This is a genomic window from uncultured Sunxiuqinia sp. (assembly GCF_963974515.1).
Lineage (GTDB): Bacteria > Bacteroidota > Bacteroidia > Bacteroidales > Prolixibacteraceae > Sunxiuqinia.
The window spans coordinates 1-19,914 of record NZ_CAXBDD010000003.1; the positions used below are offsets into that span (position 1 = coordinate 1).

Consider the following 19,914-nt stretch of genomic DNA (forward strand, 5'->3'; position numbering starts at 1 on the left):
GTAAAATATTTCCCCATCAGATCAGGATTGATTCCAGCTTCATTCTTTATTTTCTTAGTTTTGCTACTCAAATAGAAATTCACGCATGCACATTCAGAATTTATCGCTGGTTAATTTTAAGAATTTCGAGGAAGCGGGTTTAAGCTTTTCGTCCAACCTGAACTGTTTTATCGGCAACAATGGAGCCGGAAAAACCAATTTGATGGATGCCATTTATTACCTGTCGTTCTGCAAAAGTTTTTCCAATTCGGTTGACGGATTGAATATCAGGCATGACAACGATTTTTTTGTGATTCAGGGAAAGTATCAGCGTTTAGATAATGAGGAGAATATTTATTGTGGATTGAAGCGCGGCCAAAAAAAACATTTTAAACGAAATAAGAAGGATTACAAAAGACTTTCGGAGCACATTGGTTTGTTACCGTTGATTTTGATTACTCCTTCAGATAATGACCTGATTATGGGCGGTAGCGATGAGCGCCGACGCTTTCTTGATTCTTTGATTTCGCAGTACGACCAGGTTTACCTGGACAACCTGATTCGGTATAACCGGGCTTTGCTGCAGCGAAATAAGCTGTTGAAGCATTTTGCTAGTGAACGCTTTTTTAATGAGGAAAGCCTCAGCGTTTGGAGCGACCAGTTGGCTCATTACGGACAGTTGATTCATGAAAAGAGGATGGAGTACCTGGAAAAGTTCCAACCCATATTCCAGCATTACTACGAGCTGATTTCGTCGGGAAAAGAGCGTATTGAAATGGTGCACGAATCGACCCTTTATGAAGGCAATTTTGAGCAGCAGTTGCAGGAATCGGTTGGAAAAGACCGCATGTTGCAATATACTTCGGTGGGAATTCATAAAGACGACATTCTTTTTAATCTCGGCGAATACCCGATTAAGAAAATCGGTTCGCAGGGACAAAAGAAAACATACTTGGTGGCATTAAAGCTAGCCCAGTTCGACTTTATTAAGGAATTGGCAGAGATGACACCAATTTTGTTGCTGGATGATATTTTCGACAAGCTGGACAAACATCGGGTGAAACAAATCGTAAAGTTAGTTGCTGACGACCATTTTGGCCAGATTTTCATCACCGATACCAATCGCGAGCATTTAGACCAGATGATTGCCGAAATTGATGCTGATTATAAAATTTTTCAGGTGGTTGACGGAACGGTAAACGAAGTTAAAAAATGAGACGAAGCAACACACAAAAACTAAGCGATGTACTCAAAGATTACATTGAGGAAAATAAATTGCACAAGAAACTGACCGAAGTCGATTTGATTGCTTCGTGGGAGAAAGTGGTGGGACGAACTATTGCTCGCTATACGGAGTCGCTTCGAATAAGCAACGGCACTTTGTTTGTGAAAACCAGTTCGCCGGCTTTGCGTAGCGAATTAGTTATGATGAAACAGCAATTGAAAACCCGCTTGAACGAACAAGCCGGTGAGGCAATTGTAAAAGATATTGTGTTTCGCTAATACCGCTCGAGCTTAGAAAAGAAAAAGTCGCTTTCAATTTGTGCATTTTCATCGCTGTCAGAACCATGGACAGCATTGTGCGATTTCGACTCCGCATACAATTTCCGGATGGTTCCTTCTTCGGCATCAGCCGGATCAGTGGCTCCAATCAACTTTCTAAAATCATTAACAGCATTTTCTTTTTCAAGAATCATGGCTACGATGGGGCCTGAACTCATAAAAGTTGTTAAATCTTCATAAAAGGGTTTGTCCTTGTGTACGGCGTAAAACTCACCAGCCTGATCTTTAGTGAGCTGAGTCATTTTTATAGCGCGGACCTTAAAGCCTGAATCGGTGATTTTCTGAATAATTGGTCCTGTAAAGTTGTGTTCAACGGCAACGGGCTTTATTATAGTAAGTGTTTGGTTATCATTCATTTTAATTTATTTTTTGGAAGTGAAACACACCAAACGAATTTAGAAAATAAATTAACTAAAAGTAAATGCAGGATGCATTATTTTTATATTTGTACTCGAATTGAAAAAAAATCGTCTTGAAAGAACTTGATATAGAAATAATTAAATCATTTAGAGAACTGATTTCCAAGCCAAATCAGAAGGTTCTTATCTTACCTCATGTCAATCCGGATGGTGATGCTGTGGGGTCGGCACTGGGGCTTTCACGCGTGTTGAAGAACTCAGGAATTCTGGTTGAGGTGATTTCTGTGAACGATTACCCGGAATTTTATTATTGGATGGCCGGCCATGAGCAGGTGACATTTTATTCGAAGAAACCCAAGAAAATCAGGCAGCTTTTTCAGGAATCTGATCTGTTAATCTGCCTTGATTTTAATCATATGTCGCGAACCGGCGATTTGAAATCGTTGGTTGAGAATTATGCGAAGCCCCGTGTTTTGATCGATCATCACCCTTATCCACAGGACTTTCCGGATGTACTGATTTCGCACCCGGAATGTTCATCGACTGCCGAGTTGGTTTATCACGTGCTCAGGGCAATGGATTTTGAAAAGTATCTCGACCGCGAAGCAGCCGAGGCTTTGTTTTGCGGCATCATGACCGACACCGGATCGTTCGATTACAATGTCTCTGATCCGCAAACGTTTCAAACGGTGGGTGAGCTTTTGAAATTTGGGATTGATCAGGATTACATTCACGCAAAGGTTTTTGACAATTATTCAGCCGACCGTATGCGCTTGTTGGGTTACTGTTTAAACGAGTGCATGGAGGTTTTTCCGGAATATCATGCCGCGGTGATGTATTTGTCGAAAGAAACCCAGAAAAAATTTAACTTTGTCCCCGGCGATAGCGAAGGCTTTGTTAATTATCCTTTGTCAATCAAGGGAATTCACTTTAGTACGCTCTTCACAGAGCGGGATGACATGGTGAAAGCTTCGTTCCGATCGAAAGGCGAATTTCCCGCCAATGAGTTTGCTTCCGAAAATTTTAATGGCGGAGGACATCGCAACGCAGCTGGAGGAGAGGTTTATGGATCATTAACGGAAACGCTGGATCGATACCGCAAACTATTGCCGGCTTATCAGGAATTGTTGGTTAAAACAAAATCAAAAGGATGAAACAAATGAAACGGATCAAATTTTTACTCATAGCAATTGTATTAATTGCCGCTTACTCGTGCTTCGACGATCCCGTGGAGCAAGAGCAAATTGATTATACGCCGGCACGCGAAGCGGCACTGTTGGCCGAATATATCGATACGCTGGAGGAACGTGATTATAATGTGGATACTGCAGCAGTTGGAATTTACTATGTCATAGCTGAAACCGGCGAGGGGGCCTATGTTCAGGTCGGCGATTCAATCGGTATCGAATATACTGGATTCATACCCGAGAATGGGTATGTTTTTGATACTTCGGCCAAGCATTATGTCAACGGACTTTGGAAATTCAGGTACATTCCGGGAGAAGGTTTAATTCCTGGTTTTGAGGCTGCTTTGTCGTTATTGAATGAAGGCACTGAAGGCTTGTTTATTATCCCTTCCGGCATGGCTTATGGAGCAACTGGTTCAGGAGCAATTCCCCCTTATACCACCATTGCCTTTCAAATTAAACTTGTTGCGATTTACGAATAAAACGATAGCATAGACAGATGAAAAAAATATTATTCTTTTTGACGACCATCGGATCAGTGATCTTTCTAACTGTTTCGTGCGGAAATGACGGACTTGACCTGGAAAAATTACGGGCAGAGGAACTTGCTAAATTAGATGCATTTATAGAGGCCAACGAGATTACCGTTGAGCCTACCGCGTCGGGGATGTACTATATTGAAGAGCTCAAAGGTACTGGTGACACCATTAAGCCGGGCGACCGGGTGAAAATATATTATACCGGTATGTTTATCGACAGCACTTTGTTTGATGCGACTTCTCCTTATGAACCTTTCGAATTTGTTGTCGGGAGTTCGGATGTCATTACAGGAATGAGTGAAGGGATTACCTACATGACCCAGGGCGGCAAAGCTACCTTGATTATTCCTTCGAATCTGGCTTATGGTGCAACTAACAATACCACTCTTGGTATTCCGCGCTTTTCGACCCTGATATTTGATGTGGAAGTGTATAAGCATTATAAATTGTCGGATACACAAAACAACTCAGAAGACGAATAAATGAAAGCCCGCTTGTGCGGGTTTTGTTTTTTTACAGATGCTAAGTCAACGAGTACAACTTCTAAAAAAACTATTGCCCGGGTTTATTCCGCTTTTTGTTTTTATAGCGGTGGATGAAATTTGGGGAACCAAGGCCGGATTGATGGCAGCATTGGCGATCGGTTCTGTCGAGTTGGTTTGGATCGGTATCCGGGAAAAACGCTTCGACCGCTTTGTATTGTTCGACACGATCCTTTTGCTGGTTTTGGGTGGAGTTTCAATCGTTTTGGATAACGACATCTTTTTTAAGATGAAACCGGCGCTCATAGAATTGATACTTTGTGCGATTCTTGCTGTTTCAGCTTTTTCAAGGTTGAATATTGTTGGCCTAATGAGCAAACGATACCTAAAGGATATGGTCATCGATGATGGGCAAATGAATCGGATGCGAGCCAGTTTGAGGCTCATGTTTGTTATCTTTTCGGGCCATACCTTACTTGTATTTTACGCTGCATTTTATTTGTCGAGTGAGGCCTGGGCGTTTATCAGCGGGGGTCTGTTTTACATCCTTTTTGGAGTCGTTTTCGGCATTGAATTTTTGAGACACAGGAAGTCTCAATCAAAAGTGCAAATTGCACTGGATGAGGAAGAAATGTTGCCGCTCGTCAACGAAGAGGGACAAGTGGTTGGAAAAGCGCCTCGTTCAGCATGCCACAACGGACAGAAGCTGCTGCACCCGGTGGTTCACCTGCACGTGTTGAATCGCCAGGGTGCTATTTACCTGCAAAAACGCCCCATGAATAAGTTGGTACAGCCTGGCAAGTGGGACACGGCCGTTGGCGGGCATGTGGCTTTTGGCGAAGATGTGCATCTTAGCTTAAAGCGCGAAGCCTGGGAAGAAATAGGACTTAAGGACTTTTCTGCGAAACTGGCTAAACAATACGTTTGGGAAAGTGCGTTGGAACGTGAATTGGTGTTTGTGTTTATTACGCATGACTTTAAAGGAATACAGCTTCATTCCGAAGAGGTAGAAGAAGGCCGTTTCTGGACGAGAAACCAGATTGTGAAAAATATGGGAAAAGGCATCTTCACTCCAAATTTTGAGCATGAATGTCATCTGTTGTTCAACCTAAATGATCATTAAGCGGTCAGGTTCTGATCCAATTGCTGTGTTTAGATTCTTTTGAATCGCATACTTCAATCAGGCATTTTAAGCGAATTGGTTTCTGTTGTTCTTATCAATATTTATTTCTGCGGAATAAGGCAGCCCGCTCAAAAACCATTATCTTCGTTTCCCAAATTTTCCAAGACATGAACACACAACTCATTCAGCGCATCGCTGATCAACTTCAATTACCATTTCTTCAGGTTCAAAATACAATTGGTCTTCTGGACGAAGGTGCTACGGTTCCTTTTATTTCGCGGTATCGAAAGGAAATGACGGGTAGTCTTGATGAAGTTCAGATCGGAGATATCAAGGACGAAAAGGCTCGGTTGGAAGAACTGGTTAAGCGAAAGGAGACGATTCTAAAAACTATTGAGGAACAAGATCTGCTCTCCAGTGAGTTGAAGACCCGGATTGACCAATGCTTTGATGCGACTGAATTGGAGGATATTTACCTGCCTTACAAACCCAAAAGAAAGACCAAAGCTTTGGTTGCTCGTGAAAAAGGCCTGGAGCCTCTGGCAAAAATTTTAATGAAGCAGCAGGAGCGTGATGTGGAAAGCCGGGCGATCGCATTTGTGACGGGGGAGGTGGAATCGGCGGATGAGGCACTTGCCGGAGCCCGTGATATTATTGCCGAGTGGGTGAGTGAAAACGAGAAAGCGCGGAACATGGTTCGTCGGGCTTTTGAACTGAAAGCCACAATCAAAAGTAAAGTTGTGAAAGGAAAAGACGAGGAGGGCGAAAAGTATCGCGATTATTTTGATTGGGAGGAGCCGTTAAAACGTTGCCCGTCACACCGGTTACTAGCTATGCGAAGGGGCGAGAACGAAGGTGTTTTGCGGATTTCTATTGGCCCGGAAGAAGCGGATATCTTGGAGCGTTTAAACCGTTTTTTTGTCCGGTCTGAAAATGCTTGCGGAGAGCAAGTTCAGCAAGCCGTAAAAGACAGTTATAAGCGCCTGCTATCGTCGGCTATTGAAACAGAATTTGCCCAAGCTTCCAAATTGAGAGCGGATCGTGAAGCAATTCAGGTTTTTGCTGAAAATTTGCGGCAACTGCTGTTGGCAGCCCCTCTTGGACAAAAACGGGTGTTGGCTATCGATCCGGGTTATCGCACTGGCTGCAAGCTGGTTTGTTTGGATGAGCAGGGGAATCTGCTGCACAACGAAACCATTTACCCCAACAAACCGCAGGAAGAGACCAAGCAGGCTGCCCGTAAAATTACTTCGCTGGTAGGCGCCTACCATATTGATGCCATCGCCATTGGAAATGGGACGGCTAGTCGCGAAACAGAACACTTCATCAAAAAGTTGCGCTACGACCGCGATATCAAAGTGTTTGTGGTTTCAGAAGATGGCGCATCCATTTATTCAGCCTCTAAAGTGGCACGTGAGGAATTCCCCAGCTATGATGTCACCGTGCGTGGGGCCGTTTCCATAGGCCGCCGCCTGATGGATCCACTGGCCGAGTTGGTTAAAATTGATCCCAAGTCAATCGGGGTGGGGCAGTACCAGCATGATGTGGATCAAAAATTATTGAAGAACAGCTTGGACACTGTTGTTGAACTCGCGGTAAATAAGGTGGGAGTCAATGTGAATACCGCCTCAAAACATCTATTGACCTACATTTCGGGACTAGGGCCGCAGCTGGCGCAAAACATGGTGGATTATCGGAAGGACAACGGAGCCTTCGGTTCACGGAAAGAATTGCTCAAAGTTCCCCGTATGGGTGCCAAAGCTTATGAGCAGGCTGCTGGTTTTCTGCGGATTCCTGAAGCAAAGAATCCACTCGACAATTCGGCCGTGCATCCTGAATCGTACCACATTGCAGAGCAAATGGCCAAAGATTTAAATTGTACTATAACTGAACTGATGCAATCAGCAGAACTGCAACAGAAAATCAATCTTGAAAACTACCGTGCAGAGTTTGTCGGACTTCCCACGTTGAAAGATATTCAGGCCGAATTAGCGAAACCGGGGCGTGACCCGCGTAAAAACATCAAAGTATTTGAATTTGCTGAAGGTATTTTTAAAATTGAAGACTTGCACGAAGGGATGGTTTTGCCGGGTATCGTGACCAACATAACCAAGTTTGGCGCCTTTGTTGATGTAGGGGTCAAGCAGGATGGGCTGGTGCATATTTCGCAACTGGCCAATCGTTTTATTAGCGACCCAAACGAAGTGGTTAAACTACATGAACATGTGAAGGTAAAAGTCACCGATGTGGACATCGCTCGAAAACGAATCCAGCTGAGTTTGAAAGATGTGGAGCAGGCTTAGCTTCGCGGTGGAATGAAAATCCAGCAAATTAGGTAAATCAAAAGTCCCGGAAATCCGGCACTTAAGATTGACACGACGACATAAATCACTCGCAACAAAGAAGGATCAATATCAAAATACTCAGCAAATCCGGCTAAAACACCGGCAATCATCTTATTGCTTGACCGGGTTAAGCGCTTTTTTGGGCTGTCGTTTGTCTCCATAGCACTTAATCTTCTTCATCAAATAGATTTTCCTGGCTTTCAAATTCAGCTTCCAGGTATTCTTCAGCGTCTTCCAATAGTTGTTTAATAAGCTCTTTGGAGTCAGGCTCTTCGCTTAGCCAGTGAATCTCCTGGTTTGACCAGAAATCTTCGATGTCGCTTTCAACAATGAATTTAGGTTCTTCGGTGTGCACTACGAAAATGGTGTCGGGTGTTTCCTGAGAATTATCTGCAAGTAGGAATTTTGGTAACATAGCTTCTTTCTTTATTATTTGTAAGCAAATTTATGGAAAAAACTGAATGTTATTCAGCTTTTTTGTGAGTTTTTTTAGATTAAAATATTGACGGAAATCACTTCTTTAAAGTTGTGAAATGAAAGAAAAACTGGCGAATGTGCTTTTAAATTTTAACAGAAGAAAACGATGTGTTATTTTAGCTACCTGATTTAAGCGGACACTATGAATAAATTGAATGAGATTCTCTCTGTTATTGATGGATATATCGGAGGAAGTCAGTGGTTTGTATTTTTATTGTTGGGTACGGGGCTCTTTTTTACGATTTACTTGGGATTTCCTCAATTCAGATACTTAAAGTCTGCTTTTCGAATTGTTCGTGGTAAGTTCGACCGGGATGGCGACGAAGGAGACACGTCGCATTTTCAGGCATTAACGACCGCACTTTCAGGAACGGTGGGTACCGGTAATATTGCCGGAGTGGCGTTGGCGATTCATCTTGGCGGGCCGGCTGCGCTGTTTTGGATGCTGGTTACCGCGCTGGTGGGGATGACCACAAAATTCGTTGAAGTGACGCTTTCGCACAAATACCGAGAAAAGACAGCGGACGGCACAATGGCTGGCGGACCCATGTACTACATGAAAAACCGGCTGAATATGAAATGGCTGGCGGTAATCTTTGCCGTTGCCACCATCTTCTCTTCGTTTGGAACCGGAAATTTGCCCCAGATCAATTCCATCGCCAATTCGGTGCATGCAACTTTTGGGATCGATAAAGTAGTTACAGGAGCAGTGCTCGCAGTTTTACTTGGATTTGTGATTATCGGCGGAATCAAGCGGATAGCAAAAGTGACCTCCCGGTTAGTCCCTATTATGGCGATCATTTATTTCGTTGGTGCAATCGCAGTCATTCTTTTTAATTACCAGAACATCGGTCCTTCAGTAATATCTGTGTTCAGCGATGTGTTTACCGGCTCGTCGGCGGCAGGTGGTTTTTTGGGCGCCAGCTTTGCCTTCGCTTTCAACCGCGGGGTCAATCGCGGACTGTTTTCCAATGAGGCAGGGCAGGGGTCAGCGCCAATTGCTCACGCAGCTGCACGTGCTCACGAGCCTGTTTCCGAAGGGCTGGTGGCTTTGCTCGAACCTTTCATCGATACCATTATTATTTGTATGCTTACCGGACTGGTTATTCTTTCCTCGGGAGTGTGGAACGAAAAAATGGACAACCAGTTTCAATCAGCTGACCTGGAAGTACTGGCCGGTAATTATATTGAAACCAATGAGGCTGATCGGAAGGAACTGGCTGACTTTCTTTTGGGAAGAACGGAGTTGGCCCGATATACCGGAGACTTGGAGGTCACCGATGGCCAGATTGTTGGCGATGTGACCATTCTGCATGCCCGCTCGGTGGCTGAAGAAATCATGGTTAGCAAAAATGGAAAAGCTTATACTGGCATGCTAAATATTATTAATGGGCACCTGCCGGTTGAAGATGGAACCACGATCCATGGAAAATCGCTGATCCACAGCGCACCGCTCACTACGGAGGCATTTACGAAAAGTTGGTTTGGAGCCTCCGGGCGCTACATTGTCGCTATCGGCTTGTTGCTGTTTGCCTTCTCTACAGCCATTTCCTGGTCGTATTACGGCGGAAGGGCTGTTACGTTTCTTTTCGGAATAAAAGGAGAAATTTATTATCGGATTGTGTATGTTGTTGGATTCTTTTTTGCTTCATTTACAGATACAACCATTGTCTGGACTTTTTCCGGAATCACCATTGCTATGATGACTATACCAAACTTAATTGGTATTTTGATGTTACGTAAAGAGATGAAATCGGAAGTCAAGGCCTTTTGGAAAGAATATTCGGATTTTTTCGGGAATCGATAAACTGAACCATTTTTTTAATTTATTTTTGTCTTATTCTTTTTGACACTTATGAAAAGCGACCTAACAAAATTATCCCTTCTTGTTGTTGACGACAGCTCAATTAATCAGCGGGTTGTCTCCATGTCCTTAAGAAATACCATTGGCAAAATTGACTTAGCCAGTAACGGTATGGACGCCTTTAAAATGTATTGCGAAAATCCGTATGACATTATTTTGATGGATGGACGAATGCCGGTCATGGATGGCTATGAGGCAACACAGAAAATAAGAACTTATGAAAAGGAAAATGGGCTGGAAAATCCGGCAATCATTATTGCTCTAACAGGTAGTGATACAGAGCATGAAACGCAAGCCTGCCTTAATTCCGGAATGAATGCCTCGATGCTAAAACCTTTTCGAATCAATGAATTTCTGGAAATCGTAAAAGATTTTAACTGAGATTCTGTTATTAGACCTCACATCTTTCTATTTTTGCCGGACAATTGAGATACGTACAAAACTGGAATGGCAAAAATATATCCTCAAAATTTTGAATCGAAAATTGGTTTCGACCGCATACGCAGCTTGTTGAAAGGCAACTGCCTGGGAACACTTGGCAAAGACCGGATCGACGAAATTTCCTTTTTGACTGACTTCCATGCTATTCAGCTGGAGTTGGGTTTAGCCGATGAATTTTCCCGTTTGATGGTTGAGAATGATAATTTCCCAACAAACTATTATTTCGATTTACGCCAGTCGCTTTCCAAAATTCAAACCGAAGGGCGTTTTTTGGAAGTGAATGAATTGTTCGATCTGAAGCGGTCGCTTGAGACCGTTACAGCCATCATTCGCTTCCTGGGAAACCAAAAGGAAGAACTCTATCCAAAACTCCATGCCTTAGTTCAGCCAATCCAGGTTTTTCCCTATGTCAAAGAACGCATTGATCAAATCATTAGCCAGCATGGAAAAATAAAAGACAATGCCTCGCCTGAATTGGGGCGAATCCGTCGCGAATTGCTGAGCAAGCAAAGCAATGTGTCTAAACGTTTGCACAGCATTTTGAGGCAGGCACAGCGCGATGGGCTAGTCGATGAAGATACCTCCGTTTCCATTCGTGACGGGCGGCCGGTTATTCCGGTTTCGTCTGCCATGAAACGACGGCTCAACGGGATTGTGCATGACGAATCAGCTACGGGCAAAACAGCATACATTGAACCCGCCGAGGTGGTGGAAATCAACAACGAAATACGCGAACTGGAATATGCCGAGAAACGCGAAATTGTGCGCATTCTGATTGAATTTTCGAATGATATCCGGCCCTATCTGCACGATTTGTTTAGCTTGTACGATTTTTTGGGAACCATCGACTTTATTCGGGCCAAAGCACGCCTGGCCATTCAGCTGGACGCCATTAAACCGGCGATGGAAAACAAAGCCCAATTGCTTTGGGAGAAGGCTGTTCATCCTTTATTGCGGCTGGCCCTGGAGCGCGAAAAGCGGAAAGTCATTCCGTTGGATATCGAATTGAGCCAGGAAAAGCACTTGCTGTTGATTTCGGGGCCCAACGCGGGGGGAAAGTCCGTTTGCCTAAAAACCGTGGGCTTGCTGCAATACATGTTGCAGTGCGGATTGTTAATTCCGGTGGATGAGAAAAGCAGAACCGGAGTTTTCGAACAACTGTTTATCGACATTGGCGATGAGCAGTCCATCGAAAATGATCTGAGTACCTACAGTTCGCATCTGATGAACATGAAACATTTTCTGAAGTTTACGAACAATCGCACTTTGGTACTGATTGATGAATTTGGGACGGGCACTGAACCGATGATTGGAGGTGCCATTGCCGAAGCCATTCTTGATCAGTTAAACAAAGAAGGTACTTTCGGGGTGATCACCACTCACTACACCAACTTGAAGCATTTTGCCTCGTCGGCTGATGGCATTGAAAACGGCGCTATGCTGTATGACAATCACCAGATGGAACCGCTTTTTCAGTTGCAAATTGGTAAGCCGGGAAGTTCATTCGCGTTTGAGATTGCCCGCAAAATTGGCATGCCTGAGGCCATCCTGCAGGAAGCGACCGAAAAGGTTGGTGTCGACCACATTAATTTCGACAAACACCTGCGCGATATTGTGCGCGACAAACGGTACTGGGAATCGAAACGTCAGCGAATACGGAAAGTGGAGCGCAGCCTGGATGAAATGGCTGAAAAATATGAGCACGACCTGAGCGACATGGCCAAACAACGTAAGCAAATTATTGCCGAAGCCAAAGAAGAGGCTGTCCGCGTGTTGGCCGAAGCCAATAAGCGGGTCGAAAACGCCATCCGCGAAATTCGCGAGAGCCAGGCTGAAAAAGAGAAAACAAAGGCTATTCGCAAGCAGCTTTCCGATTTTAAGGAGGAAATTGAAGCACCCGAAGAGGCCGATGACGAATGGATCAATAAGAAAATTCAGAAGCTAAAAGAAAAGGAAAAACAGCGAAACCAGATCCGCCCCAATAAGCCACAGAAACAAAAAATGGCTGCTCCCGAAAAGAAAAAAGACGAATTGGAGCCCGGCGATAAGGTGCGGATGGAAGGCCAAAACAGCATTGGCGAAGTGCTCGAGATTGGCGATAAAAACGTGGTGGTTGCGTTTGGACAGTTGCGGACTTCGGTGAATCGGAAAAAATTACAGAAGATAAGTAACAACGAGGCGAAGAAAGAACTTCGCGGAACCAACAAGACGCTGCCGAATGTGCATCGAAAACTGTCTGAAAAGCGCAGTACCTTCAGACCTGAAATTGATGTTCGCGGACAACGGGGCGAAGAAGCCGTTTCAAATATTCAGGCCTTTTTAGATGAAGCCATCATGTTGGATGTTCACGAATTACGAATCCTGCATGGAAAAGGAAACGGCATTTTGCGCGAAATGATCCGCAGCTTCTTGGGATCCGACCCAATCGTTCAGTCCTATCGCGACGAACATGTGCAGTTTGGCGGTGCCGGAATCACCATTGTGGAACTCAGCTAAAGATCGAAAAGGCATTGCGGGTTTTCATGGATCTATCTTTCGCTCAGGAATCAGCAAAATCCCCGCATTCACAGCAAAAGCAGAAACAATCATCCAGTTTCCAACATCGCTTCCATAGTAATCGGCTATAATTTTTCCGCCCAAAGCAATCAGTCCTCCGGCGATCATGGCCAAAATGCTCAGGCGTTGATTTACTCTCAGGTTGGTGAGTGCAGCCACCAAGGGAACTAAAAAAGCTCCGGAATAGAAGGCCAAGGCGAGCAAAAGTGTCCCAATAATGGACGTGACTTTAAGTGCGATCAAGACGCTGATGATTCCACTCAGAATAATAAAATAGCGCGTTTGTTTCAAGGATCTGGCATTGTTGATATCCGGGTTGAGCAATTCGCTCAAAATCATGGAAGAGGTCAGCAGTGTGGTGTCGGCTGACGATAAAACAGCCGAAAGCAAAGCAGCAGCCATTAGCCCCGCGATCCATTCGGGCAGGTAGAAATTGATTACTTCAATGAGCGCAGCGGAACCTTCCATGTTTTCTTCGGGCAGGTGACTAAATGCGAAGACCCCGACATACGCCAGAATGAAGGCGAAGGGGATTAAGATGGAAGCCACCAGGCGGACACTTTGGCGGGCGGTTTTTTCATCTTTCGCACAAAATACCCGCGAATAAATGTCGGGCCCCACCATGAATGTACTGGAAAAAGTCAGCACCAAAATTAACAAGTTGATGCCCGAGAATTGGTCGTTAAACGGAAAAGCCTTGCTGAACTCGGGAACCCGTTCGGGCATGTCCCATAAAAAGAAAGCGGTAAGAATCACCCCGAAAAGGATAATGAAGGACTGAACGAAATCGGTTTTGATGATGGAAATCTGACCGCCAATCAAGGTGTAGAGTATAAAAACGGCTCCGGAAAGAAGGACGCCCTGTTCGTAAGGCAGAGCGAAGAAGCTAAACAGGATTTTGGCCGATGCAATCACTTGGGCGGCAACAATTCCCGTCCAAGCCAATGGAATGATGATGGAGGCCGCCTTGCGTGCCGTCTCGCCATAAAATTGCCCAAGCAGGTTGGTGAGCGTGTATTTTCCCAGGCGGTTGACTTTGCCCACCAGTGGTACCAAAAGCCACAAACCAAACGAGGCAGCCAGAAGATACCAGGCGGCTGCCCAGCTTTGATCTTTCGTGAGGTTCACCGTGCCTAGAATAGCCGATCCGCCAAGCACCGTTGCCAGTAAACTGCCCGATATTTGCCAGAATCCGGAGCGCTTGCCGGCAACGAAATAATCGCTGGGTTCCTTTATTTTCAGCCAGGAATAAATGCCCAGCCCGACAATAAGAATGAAATAGATGACGAGGATCGTGACTTTCATTTTGAAATTTGTACAAAAATAGAAAAATAGAAGCACCTGCTATAGCTGATTGGATATTCCAAAAGATTCTAGTTTTTTCAGAGTTTGTTTTTGTATATTTAACCTCAATATGTAAAAATTAATCTAGAATGAAAGGTATTTCGAAAGAGTGGACTGGGGCCGCAGCCATGCCGATTGTGTTGTTGACGTTGAGCTCGTCGGACAGCTATGGATATGAAATCGTTCAAAATGTTAAGCGAATCAGTGATGGCTCAATTAAATGGAAAGAGGCCAGCATCTATCCGGTATTGAAAAAGCTGGAGAAAGAAGGTTTAATTAGGTCTTATTGGAAGGTTGAAGATAAGGAGCGGCCTCGCAAATATTACACAATTCTGGATGAAGGAAAGAAGCAACTGGTTATACAACTGGCGGAACTGAAATTGATCAACAAGATATTTGATCAACTTTTAGACGGCCAAAAAGTGGATTGATGACTTGGACAGCGTTCTAGTCAAACTCATTTACTCCACCCTTATCAATTCAAACGACAAATCGGTTTTGTTGATTCCTTGAACTTTATAAAGCGCCTTGAAATTATCGGGATCGAGTTGCTTGAGTTTTTCGTTCAGGAGTGTGGCCAGGTAGTCAGGATTCGTTAGTTGATCAACCACCGAAATATTGCCAATGTCTTGTGTGGAGAGGAAAAGCAGAAAGCGGTTTCCCGTGTAACCTTCGGTGTTGATCACGAGTGCATAGTCAATTTGCTTTGAGTTGTCATTCGCAGGACGATAGATCTCCGCGTTCTGGTCATCGGCAAAGATAAATTGCCTGCCCGAGCTGAAAATTCCGAATGAGAAATCGAGGTCCTGTACAACGTTCTCAAAAAGGCCCATGTTCTTATAATTGCCAACAAAAATGATGTTGTTGTTTTTCAGATCATCCGGCTGCAAATCCGACGAAAGCTTGACATGAATCGGAGCACCAGTTTGCGCAAATACTTTGTAGATATGGCTCTGACAAAATGCCGCCATCTTCGACAAATAAGTCAGGTTCGATTTGGAAAGCGAGTGGATCAGTTCTGGATTTTTGTCTAGCAGATGCTCATATTCCACTTCCGAATTAATATTGAAGTCGCGGTAAATACCAACACTCCCAGTCGGCAACTGGCCGGAGAACACAAAATAGTCGCCCAACACCAACAGCGTTGGTTTTTCATTTTCTGCAAAGTCTTGCCAAACAGGTAAATCTTTCCATGGTGTTTTATTTTGCGAGGAATGCTTTAAAAACAAGAAGCCAACAACGAGCAACGTCGCAAATGAAACGAGAAATGGAATCAGAAAAACATAGCGCACGGGTTTACGGTGATCTTTGGGCGAATCAAACCGGACATGATACTTACCTTTTTCAACCACAAAAATAACCGGGTCTTTCTTTCCTTCAGCGGCGTAATAGTCTTTGAGCTTTTTTCTGACGTTATGAATGTAAACCCGGATGTTGGAGTCCTGTTTGTCGGCATCCTCGTACTTTTTTCCGAACAACTCAACGCCAATGGTAAATTCTTTTGGATTTTTTCCTTCGAGCGATGCTTCCGTCAGGTAGGTCAAAAGGTCACAGCCAATTTTCGACTTCACAAAGTGCCTGCTCGAGGTTATTTTTTTTAAGTATTTATATATTAGGTTTTTGTCGCTGGTCATTTTTTCTGTTATAGTATAGTTATAACTGTTATAAAACCCGTTTTAGTCACACAAATATACCTGAAATATCTCTATTTTTATACTTTCGTTACCGTTCACGTCGATTTGTAAATCATTAAACCAATAATACAGTTATGAAAGTTCGATTAACATTTCTTTTACTATTTGTCAGCACCCTTTTATTTGCCGGTAATGCCGATGGCTGGGAGTATCTTTTCAATGGAAAAGACTTAACCGGCTGGAAACAGTTAAACGGAAAAGCAAAGTATGAAGTCGTCAATGGGGTGATAGTGGGCACGACGGTTGCCAATACGCCCAATTCATTTTTAACTACCGAGAAGGATTACGGTGATTTTATTCTTGAAGTGGAGTTGAAAGTTGACGACAACATGAACTCCGGTATTCAATTCCGTAGTTTGAGTAAAGCGGATTACAACAACGGCCGGGTACATGGTTACCAATGCGAGGTCGATCCGTCGGACCGGGCCTGGAGCGGTGGCATTTATGATGAAGCCCGCCGTGGTTGGCTCTATCCCTGCACATACAATCCGGAAGGAGGAAAAGCGTTTCGCAATGGCGCTTGGAATTTGTACCGGATCGAATGCGTCGGGAACGATATCCGGACATTTTTAAACGGGAAGCCGGTGGCGCATTTAATTGACGATATGACCCCAAGAGGATTTATTTCCTTGCAGGTTCACTCAATCAATTCGGCTGATCAGGAAGGCCGTCAGATTAAATGGCGGAACGTACGCATCAAAACAAGCGATTTGAAATTAACTCCAATGGAGGATGTTTTTGTCGTGAATATGCTGCCCAATCAGGTGTCGGAAACTGAAAAAAAACAAGGCTTTAAGCTTTTGTTTGATGGCGAAACCACTCAAGGATGGAAAAGCGCCAACTCGGATCAGTTTCCCGAAAAAGGATGGGTGGTTGAAAAAGATGCATTGGCTATTCTGGGCCAGAATCAGGTTACCAAACGCCCTGGAGATATTGTGACCGAGGAAAAGTTTAAAGCCTTTGATTTGCAGTTCGAATTTCAACTGACTAAAGGAGCCAACAGCGGCGTGAAGTACCAGCTGGGAAATAATGGGCCAAGCATTGGTTTAGAGTACCAAATTCTGGATGATGAGAATCACCCGGATGCCAAACAGGGGGCTGCCGGAAACAGGAAAATGGCATCACTATATGATTTGATTCCATCGGAAACACAACAGCGTTTTGTGAAACCGGTGGGCGAGTGGAACCGCGGGCGCATTGTATTGCATCCTGATCTACGGGTTGAACATTGGCTGAATGGATTGAAGGTAGTTGAATACACCATCGATTCCAACATCTTTCATGCTTTGGTTGCACGTAGTAAATATGCGGATTTTAAAGATTTTGGAGTGGTGGAAGAAACCCCCATTTTGCTACAGGACCATCAGGATCACGTGATGTTTAGAAGCATCAAAATTAGAAAATTATAGGCTATGAATGCTAGCCGGAAATCAGTAGTGACCGCGTTGGGCGCCTTGGTTTTGTTTGTGATGTTTGGCTCTTCTTCCTGCACTACTGGACAAAAAGCGGAGCAGCCAGAATCCCAAAACGAAGTAAAATTCAAATTGGGGGTAGCTTCTTATTCGCTTCGGAAGTTCGACCGCGACGAAGCTATCGCGTTTACCAGGAAGCTGGGAGTCGACTACATCGCCTTCAAAAGTTTTCATCTGAAACTGGATGCACCGGACGCTGAAATAGCTGATGCGGTTACCAGTTGTGCTGAAGCCGGATTAAACTTGTACGCCGGAGGTGTGATTTACATGACCACCGAAGCGGAAGTCGATCAGGCGTTTGAATACGCGAAAAAGGCCGGAATGAAGATGATTGTCGGTGTTCCAAATCACGAATTACTGCCGTATGTTGAAAACAAGGTCAAAACCTACGATATTCAATTGGCCATCCACAATCATGGCCCGGGTGACAAGCTCTATCCAAGTGCCGAAAGTGCCTATGTTTTAATCAAAGATATGGATCCCCGAATGGGGTTGTGTATTGACATTGGCCACACCAAGCGAATTGGACGTAGTCCTTCGCAGGATGTAAAGGATTATTTTGACCGGGTTATCGATATTCATATCAAGGATGTTACCGCTGCTGATCATGATGGATCAACCTGTGAAATTGGCCGTGGCGTGATTGATCATTACGGCTTTTTGAAAGACCTGGTCGCGCTTGGATATGATGGCATAGTTGCGCTGGAATATGAGAAAGATGGCGACGATCCATTTTCCGGCATGGCCGAATCAATGGGCTATGTCAAAGGAATTCTATCAACCTTCAAATAAACCAAATAAACGATACAAAATGAGTTCAAACAGAAGAGATTTTTTGAGAAAAGCGGCTGTCGGAGCTGCCGGAATTACCATAGGTGGTTCGGCCATGAGTATGTCAGCTAAGAGTTATTCACGCATTATTGGAGCCAACGACCGGCTTCAGGTTGCCTTTATGGGTTGTGGACGTCGGGTGGGGGCGTATTACAATGCGGTAACAGACAAAAACAACAATGTTGATCTGGCTTACATTTGCGATGTGATGAAAAAGCAGCGCGAAAGAGTTGGGAAAGATTTGCATGGAAAAGTAAGCGGCAAGGCAGCTTTGATCAACGATATTCGTGAGGTATTTGCTGATAAGGACGTTGACGCCGTCTTCAACGCCACGCCTGACCATTGGCATGCACCAGGCACCTGGATGGCCATGGAAGCCGGCCAGCATGTGTATATTGAAAAGCCTTGCAGCCACAGCCCGCGTGAGGGAGAATTGCTGGTTCATTTTCAAAAGAAATACGGCAAAGTGGTTCAGATGGGAAACCAGCAGCGTTCCTCGCCCGAATCGATCGAAATCATCAAGCAAATTCATAACGGTGTCATCGGAAACGCTTACCGTGCAGTAGCTTTTTATTCGAACAACCGCGGCGAAGTGCCTGTCCCCAGGAAGGCGCCGGTTCCTGAAGGTTTGGACTGGAACCTGTGGCAGGGACCGGCTCCGCACGAGGATTACCGGCACGATACCTGGGATTACAACTGGCATTGGTACGGTTGGAATTGGGGAACCGCAGAAACCGGAAATAATGCCACGCACGAGCTTGACATCGCCCGTTGGGCTTTGGATGTCGAGTATCCTGAATTTGTCGAAGTGCAGGCTGCCAAGCGCCACTTTCTTGACGATGGCTGGGAAATGTATGATACCATGGATGCCAGCTTCCGTTTTTCGGGAAATAAAATCATTGTGTGGGACGGAAAAAGCCGTAATGGTTATAGTACCTATGGCTCCGATCGCGGAACAATCATTTACGGAACTGAAGGATCGGTGTTTGTCAATCGTGGCGGATACAAGCTGTTCGACCGTGGTGGCAAATTGGTTCGCGACAGCAAAGCGGCAAGCAATGAAGCCGGAACCGCACTTGGCGGAGGCGGGGATATGACAGACGGACACGTGGTAAACTTTTTTGATAACATCCGCGGCAGGTCAACTCAATTGAATTCACCAATTGACATGGGAGCGACGAGTCAAATGTTGACCCACTATGCCAACATCTCTTCCCGTATCGGAAAATCATTTGATGTCGATACCAATAATGGGCATATTTACGACCGCGATGCTATGAAGTTGTGGGATCGGGAATACGAACCAGGTTGGGAACCAAAACTATAGTTGGTGAGTAACAACGATAGAAAGAATATCCTCAATTTCTCCTAATGTCATTAATAAAGTCATTCGGTCGTCATTAGATGGTCATTACGTTGTTGGAACGATTAATGACCATTTAATTGGGCATGAATGACAAGAAATGACAACCACAACAATTAAGATGGTTAGGTAAGTGGATGCTCACTTAAAAAAATAGCCTACATTTCTGTGGGCTATTTTTTTTACTTCATTTCAAGATATTGATAAAACCGCATCGTTTTTTCCCTCCAAAGTGATTTATATCAATTTCATTCGTACTTTTTAAATTTTTAAAGTGATAAAACTTTGCTCATCG

19 protein-coding genes are annotated in these 19,914 nt (G+C 44.4%); 14 read left to right on the forward strand and 5 right to left on the reverse strand.

From position 1 onward, the window contains the following. Nucleotides 1–85 precede the first annotated feature (85 nt). The gene (locus tag AAC033_RS01360; protein ID WP_339734564.1) at nt 86–1,195 is read left to right on the forward strand and encodes a DNA replication/repair protein RecF; all 1,110 of its coding nucleotides are present in this window, start codon (nt 86–88) and stop codon (nt 1,193–1,195) included. Then, nucleotides 1,192–1,482, forward strand: coding sequence for a DUF721 domain-containing protein (locus tag AAC033_RS01365; RefSeq protein ID WP_339734566.1), 291 nt, complete (start codon nt 1,192–1,194; stop codon nt 1,480–1,482). The genes AAC033_RS01360 and AAC033_RS01365 overlap by 4 nt, the downstream gene beginning before the upstream one ends. On the opposite strand, the gene ndk is transcribed toward AAC033_RS01365, so the two are convergent. Beyond that, entirely contained in the window at nt 1,479–1,898 is a 420-nt protein-coding gene (gene ndk / locus AAC033_RS01370; RefSeq protein ID WP_339734568.1) for a nucleoside-diphosphate kinase, read from the reverse strand. The genes AAC033_RS01365 and ndk overlap by 4 nt on opposite strands. A 116-nt stretch (nt 1,899–2,014) precedes the next feature. Between ndk and AAC033_RS01375 the strand changes: the two genes are divergently transcribed. The 5 genes from AAC033_RS01375 (at nt 2,015) to AAC033_RS01395 (ending at nt 7,535) form a co-directional block, all read left to right on the forward strand. Further along, complete coding sequence (locus tag AAC033_RS01375; RefSeq protein ID WP_339734570.1) at nt 2,015–3,055, forward strand: bifunctional oligoribonuclease/PAP phosphatase NrnA; 1,041 nt, start codon at nt 2,015–2,017, stop codon at nt 3,053–3,055. Between the two features lie 5 nt (nt 3,056–3,060). Further along, nucleotides 3,061–3,570 (forward strand): FKBP-type peptidyl-prolyl cis-trans isomerase, encoded by a 510-nt coding sequence (locus tag AAC033_RS01380; RefSeq protein ID WP_339734572.1) that lies wholly within the window; start codon nt 3,061–3,063, stop codon nt 3,568–3,570. A 17-nt stretch (nt 3,571–3,587) separates the two neighbouring features. Then, entirely contained in the window at nt 3,588–4,109 is a 522-nt protein-coding gene (locus tag AAC033_RS01385; protein ID WP_339734574.1) for an FKBP-type peptidyl-prolyl cis-trans isomerase, read from the forward strand. Nucleotides 4,110–4,146: 37 nt separating this feature from the next. Next, complete coding sequence (locus AAC033_RS01390; protein ID WP_339734576.1) at nt 4,147–5,232, forward strand: septation protein IspZ; 1,086 nt, start codon at nt 4,147–4,149, stop codon at nt 5,230–5,232. A 167-nt stretch (nt 5,233–5,399) separates the two neighbouring features. Continuing rightward, nucleotides 5,400–7,535 (forward strand): Tex family protein, encoded by a 2,136-nt coding sequence (locus tag AAC033_RS01395; RefSeq protein ID WP_339734578.1) that lies wholly within the window; start codon nt 5,400–5,402, stop codon nt 7,533–7,535. Here the strand turns inward: AAC033_RS01395 and AAC033_RS01400 are convergent. Together AAC033_RS01400 and AAC033_RS01405 are read right to left on the reverse strand one after the other, a co-directional pair. Next, the gene (locus tag AAC033_RS01400; protein ID WP_339734580.1) at nt 7,532–7,738 is read right to left on the reverse strand and encodes a PspC domain-containing protein; all 207 of its coding nucleotides are present in this window, start codon (nt 7,736–7,738) and stop codon (nt 7,532–7,534) included. The genes AAC033_RS01395 and AAC033_RS01400 overlap by 4 nt on opposite strands. A 5-nt stretch (nt 7,739–7,743) precedes the next feature. Next, complete coding sequence (locus AAC033_RS01405) at nt 7,744–7,992, reverse strand: hypothetical protein (protein ID WP_339734582.1); 249 nt, start codon at nt 7,990–7,992, stop codon at nt 7,744–7,746. A gap of 204 nt (nt 7,993–8,196) precedes the next feature. On the opposite strand from AAC033_RS01405, the gene AAC033_RS01410 reads away from it, so the two are divergent. The 3 genes from AAC033_RS01410 (at nt 8,197) to AAC033_RS01420 (ending at nt 12,855) form a co-directional block, all read left to right on the forward strand. Then, a complete protein-coding gene (locus AAC033_RS01410) occupies nt 8,197–9,861 on the forward strand; it encodes an amino acid carrier protein (RefSeq protein ID WP_339734584.1) in 1,665 nt (554 codons plus the stop codon). Between the two features lie 48 nt (nt 9,862–9,909). Then, a complete protein-coding gene (locus tag AAC033_RS01415) occupies nt 9,910–10,299 on the forward strand; it encodes a response regulator (protein WP_339734586.1) in 390 nt (129 codons plus the stop codon). A gap of 66 nt (nt 10,300–10,365) precedes the next feature. After that, nucleotides 10,366–12,855, forward strand: a complete 2,490-nt coding sequence (locus tag AAC033_RS01420; protein WP_339734588.1) for a Smr/MutS family protein — start codon at nt 10,366–10,368, stop codon at nt 12,853–12,855. 24 nt (nt 12,856–12,879) lie between these two features. Here AAC033_RS01420 and AAC033_RS01425 read toward each other — a convergent pair whose 3' ends face one another. Beyond that, nucleotides 12,880–14,220, reverse strand: a complete 1,341-nt coding sequence (locus AAC033_RS01425) for a sodium:solute symporter family protein (protein ID WP_339734590.1) — start codon at nt 14,218–14,220, stop codon at nt 12,880–12,882. 128 nt (nt 14,221–14,348) lie between these two features. Between AAC033_RS01425 and AAC033_RS01430 the strand changes: the two genes are divergently transcribed. Then, nucleotides 14,349–14,690, forward strand: a complete 342-nt coding sequence (locus AAC033_RS01430) for a PadR family transcriptional regulator (RefSeq protein WP_339734592.1) — start codon at nt 14,349–14,351, stop codon at nt 14,688–14,690. Nucleotides 14,691–14,720: 30 nt separating this feature from the next. Here the strand turns inward: AAC033_RS01430 and AAC033_RS01435 are convergent, their stop codons facing one another. Continuing rightward, nucleotides 14,721–15,830 carry a hypothetical protein gene (locus AAC033_RS01435; RefSeq protein WP_339734594.1) on the reverse strand — a complete coding sequence of 370 codons (1,110 nt, stop codon included), beginning with the start codon at nt 15,828–15,830 and terminating at the stop codon, nt 14,721–14,723. A 197-nt stretch (nt 15,831–16,027) separates the two neighbouring features. Between AAC033_RS01435 and AAC033_RS01440 the strand changes: the two genes are divergently transcribed. Genes AAC033_RS01440 through AAC033_RS01450 form a run of 3 tightly spaced genes read left to right on the forward strand, consistent with a single transcriptional unit; the run spans nt 16,028 to nt 19,583 of the window. Next, entirely contained in the window at nt 16,028–17,362 is a 1,335-nt protein-coding gene (locus AAC033_RS01440; protein ID WP_339734596.1) for a DUF1080 domain-containing protein, read from the forward strand. A 3-nt stretch (nt 17,363–17,365) separates the two neighbouring features. After that, nucleotides 17,366–18,217: a sugar phosphate isomerase/epimerase family protein gene (locus AAC033_RS01445; RefSeq protein WP_339734598.1), complete on the forward strand. Its 852-nt coding sequence runs from the start codon at nt 17,366–17,368 to the stop codon at nt 18,215–18,217. 19 nt (nt 18,218–18,236) lie between these two features. Then, nucleotides 18,237–19,583 (forward strand): Gfo/Idh/MocA family oxidoreductase, encoded by a 1,347-nt coding sequence (locus AAC033_RS01450; RefSeq protein WP_339734600.1) that lies wholly within the window; start codon nt 18,237–18,239, stop codon nt 19,581–19,583. Nucleotides 19,584–19,914: the final 331 nt, after the last annotated feature.

Coding starts and splice junctions, on each gene's coding strand:
- AAC033_RS01380 (WP_339734572.1), top strand. CDS start 3,061: ATGAAACGGATCAAATTTTTACTCATAGCAATTGTATTAATTGCCGCT.
- AAC033_RS01415 (WP_339734586.1), top strand. CDS start 9,910: ATGAAAAGCGACCTAACAAAATTATCCCTTCTTGTTGTTGACGACAGC.
- AAC033_RS01400 (WP_339734580.1), bottom strand. CDS start 7,738: ATGGAGACAAACGACAGCCCAAAAAAGCGCTTAACCCGGTCAAGCAAT.
- AAC033_RS01430 (WP_339734592.1), top strand. CDS start 14,349: ATGAAAGGTATTTCGAAAGAGTGGACTGGGGCCGCAGCCATGCCGATT.
- AAC033_RS01405 (WP_339734582.1), bottom strand. CDS start 7,992: ATGTTACCAAAATTCCTACTTGCAGATAATTCTCAGGAAACACCCGAC.
- ndk (WP_339734568.1), bottom strand. CDS start 1,898: ATGAATGATAACCAAACACTTACTATAATAAAGCCCGTTGCCGTTGAA.
- AAC033_RS01450 (WP_339734600.1), top strand. CDS start 18,237: ATGAGTTCAAACAGAAGAGATTTTTTGAGAAAAGCGGCTGTCGGAGCT.
- AAC033_RS01425 (WP_339734590.1), bottom strand. CDS start 14,220: ATGAAAGTCACGATCCTCGTCATCTATTTCATTCTTATTGTCGGGCTG.
- AAC033_RS01445 (WP_339734598.1), top strand. CDS start 17,366: ATGAATGCTAGCCGGAAATCAGTAGTGACCGCGTTGGGCGCCTTGGTT.
- AAC033_RS01410 (WP_339734584.1), top strand. CDS start 8,197: ATGAATAAATTGAATGAGATTCTCTCTGTTATTGATGGATATATCGGA.
- AAC033_RS01385 (WP_339734574.1), top strand. CDS start 3,588: ATGAAAAAAATATTATTCTTTTTGACGACCATCGGATCAGTGATCTTT.
- AAC033_RS01360 (WP_339734564.1), top strand. CDS start 86: ATGCACATTCAGAATTTATCGCTGGTTAATTTTAAGAATTTCGAGGAA.
- AAC033_RS01440 (WP_339734596.1), top strand. CDS start 16,028: ATGAAAGTTCGATTAACATTTCTTTTACTATTTGTCAGCACCCTTTTA.
- AAC033_RS01390 (WP_339734576.1), top strand. CDS start 4,147: ATGCTAAGTCAACGAGTACAACTTCTAAAAAAACTATTGCCCGGGTTT.
- AAC033_RS01420 (WP_339734588.1), top strand. CDS start 10,366: ATGGCAAAAATATATCCTCAAAATTTTGAATCGAAAATTGGTTTCGAC.
- AAC033_RS01395 (WP_339734578.1), top strand. CDS start 5,400: ATGAACACACAACTCATTCAGCGCATCGCTGATCAACTTCAATTACCA.
- AAC033_RS01365 (WP_339734566.1), top strand. CDS start 1,192: ATGAGACGAAGCAACACACAAAAACTAAGCGATGTACTCAAAGATTAC.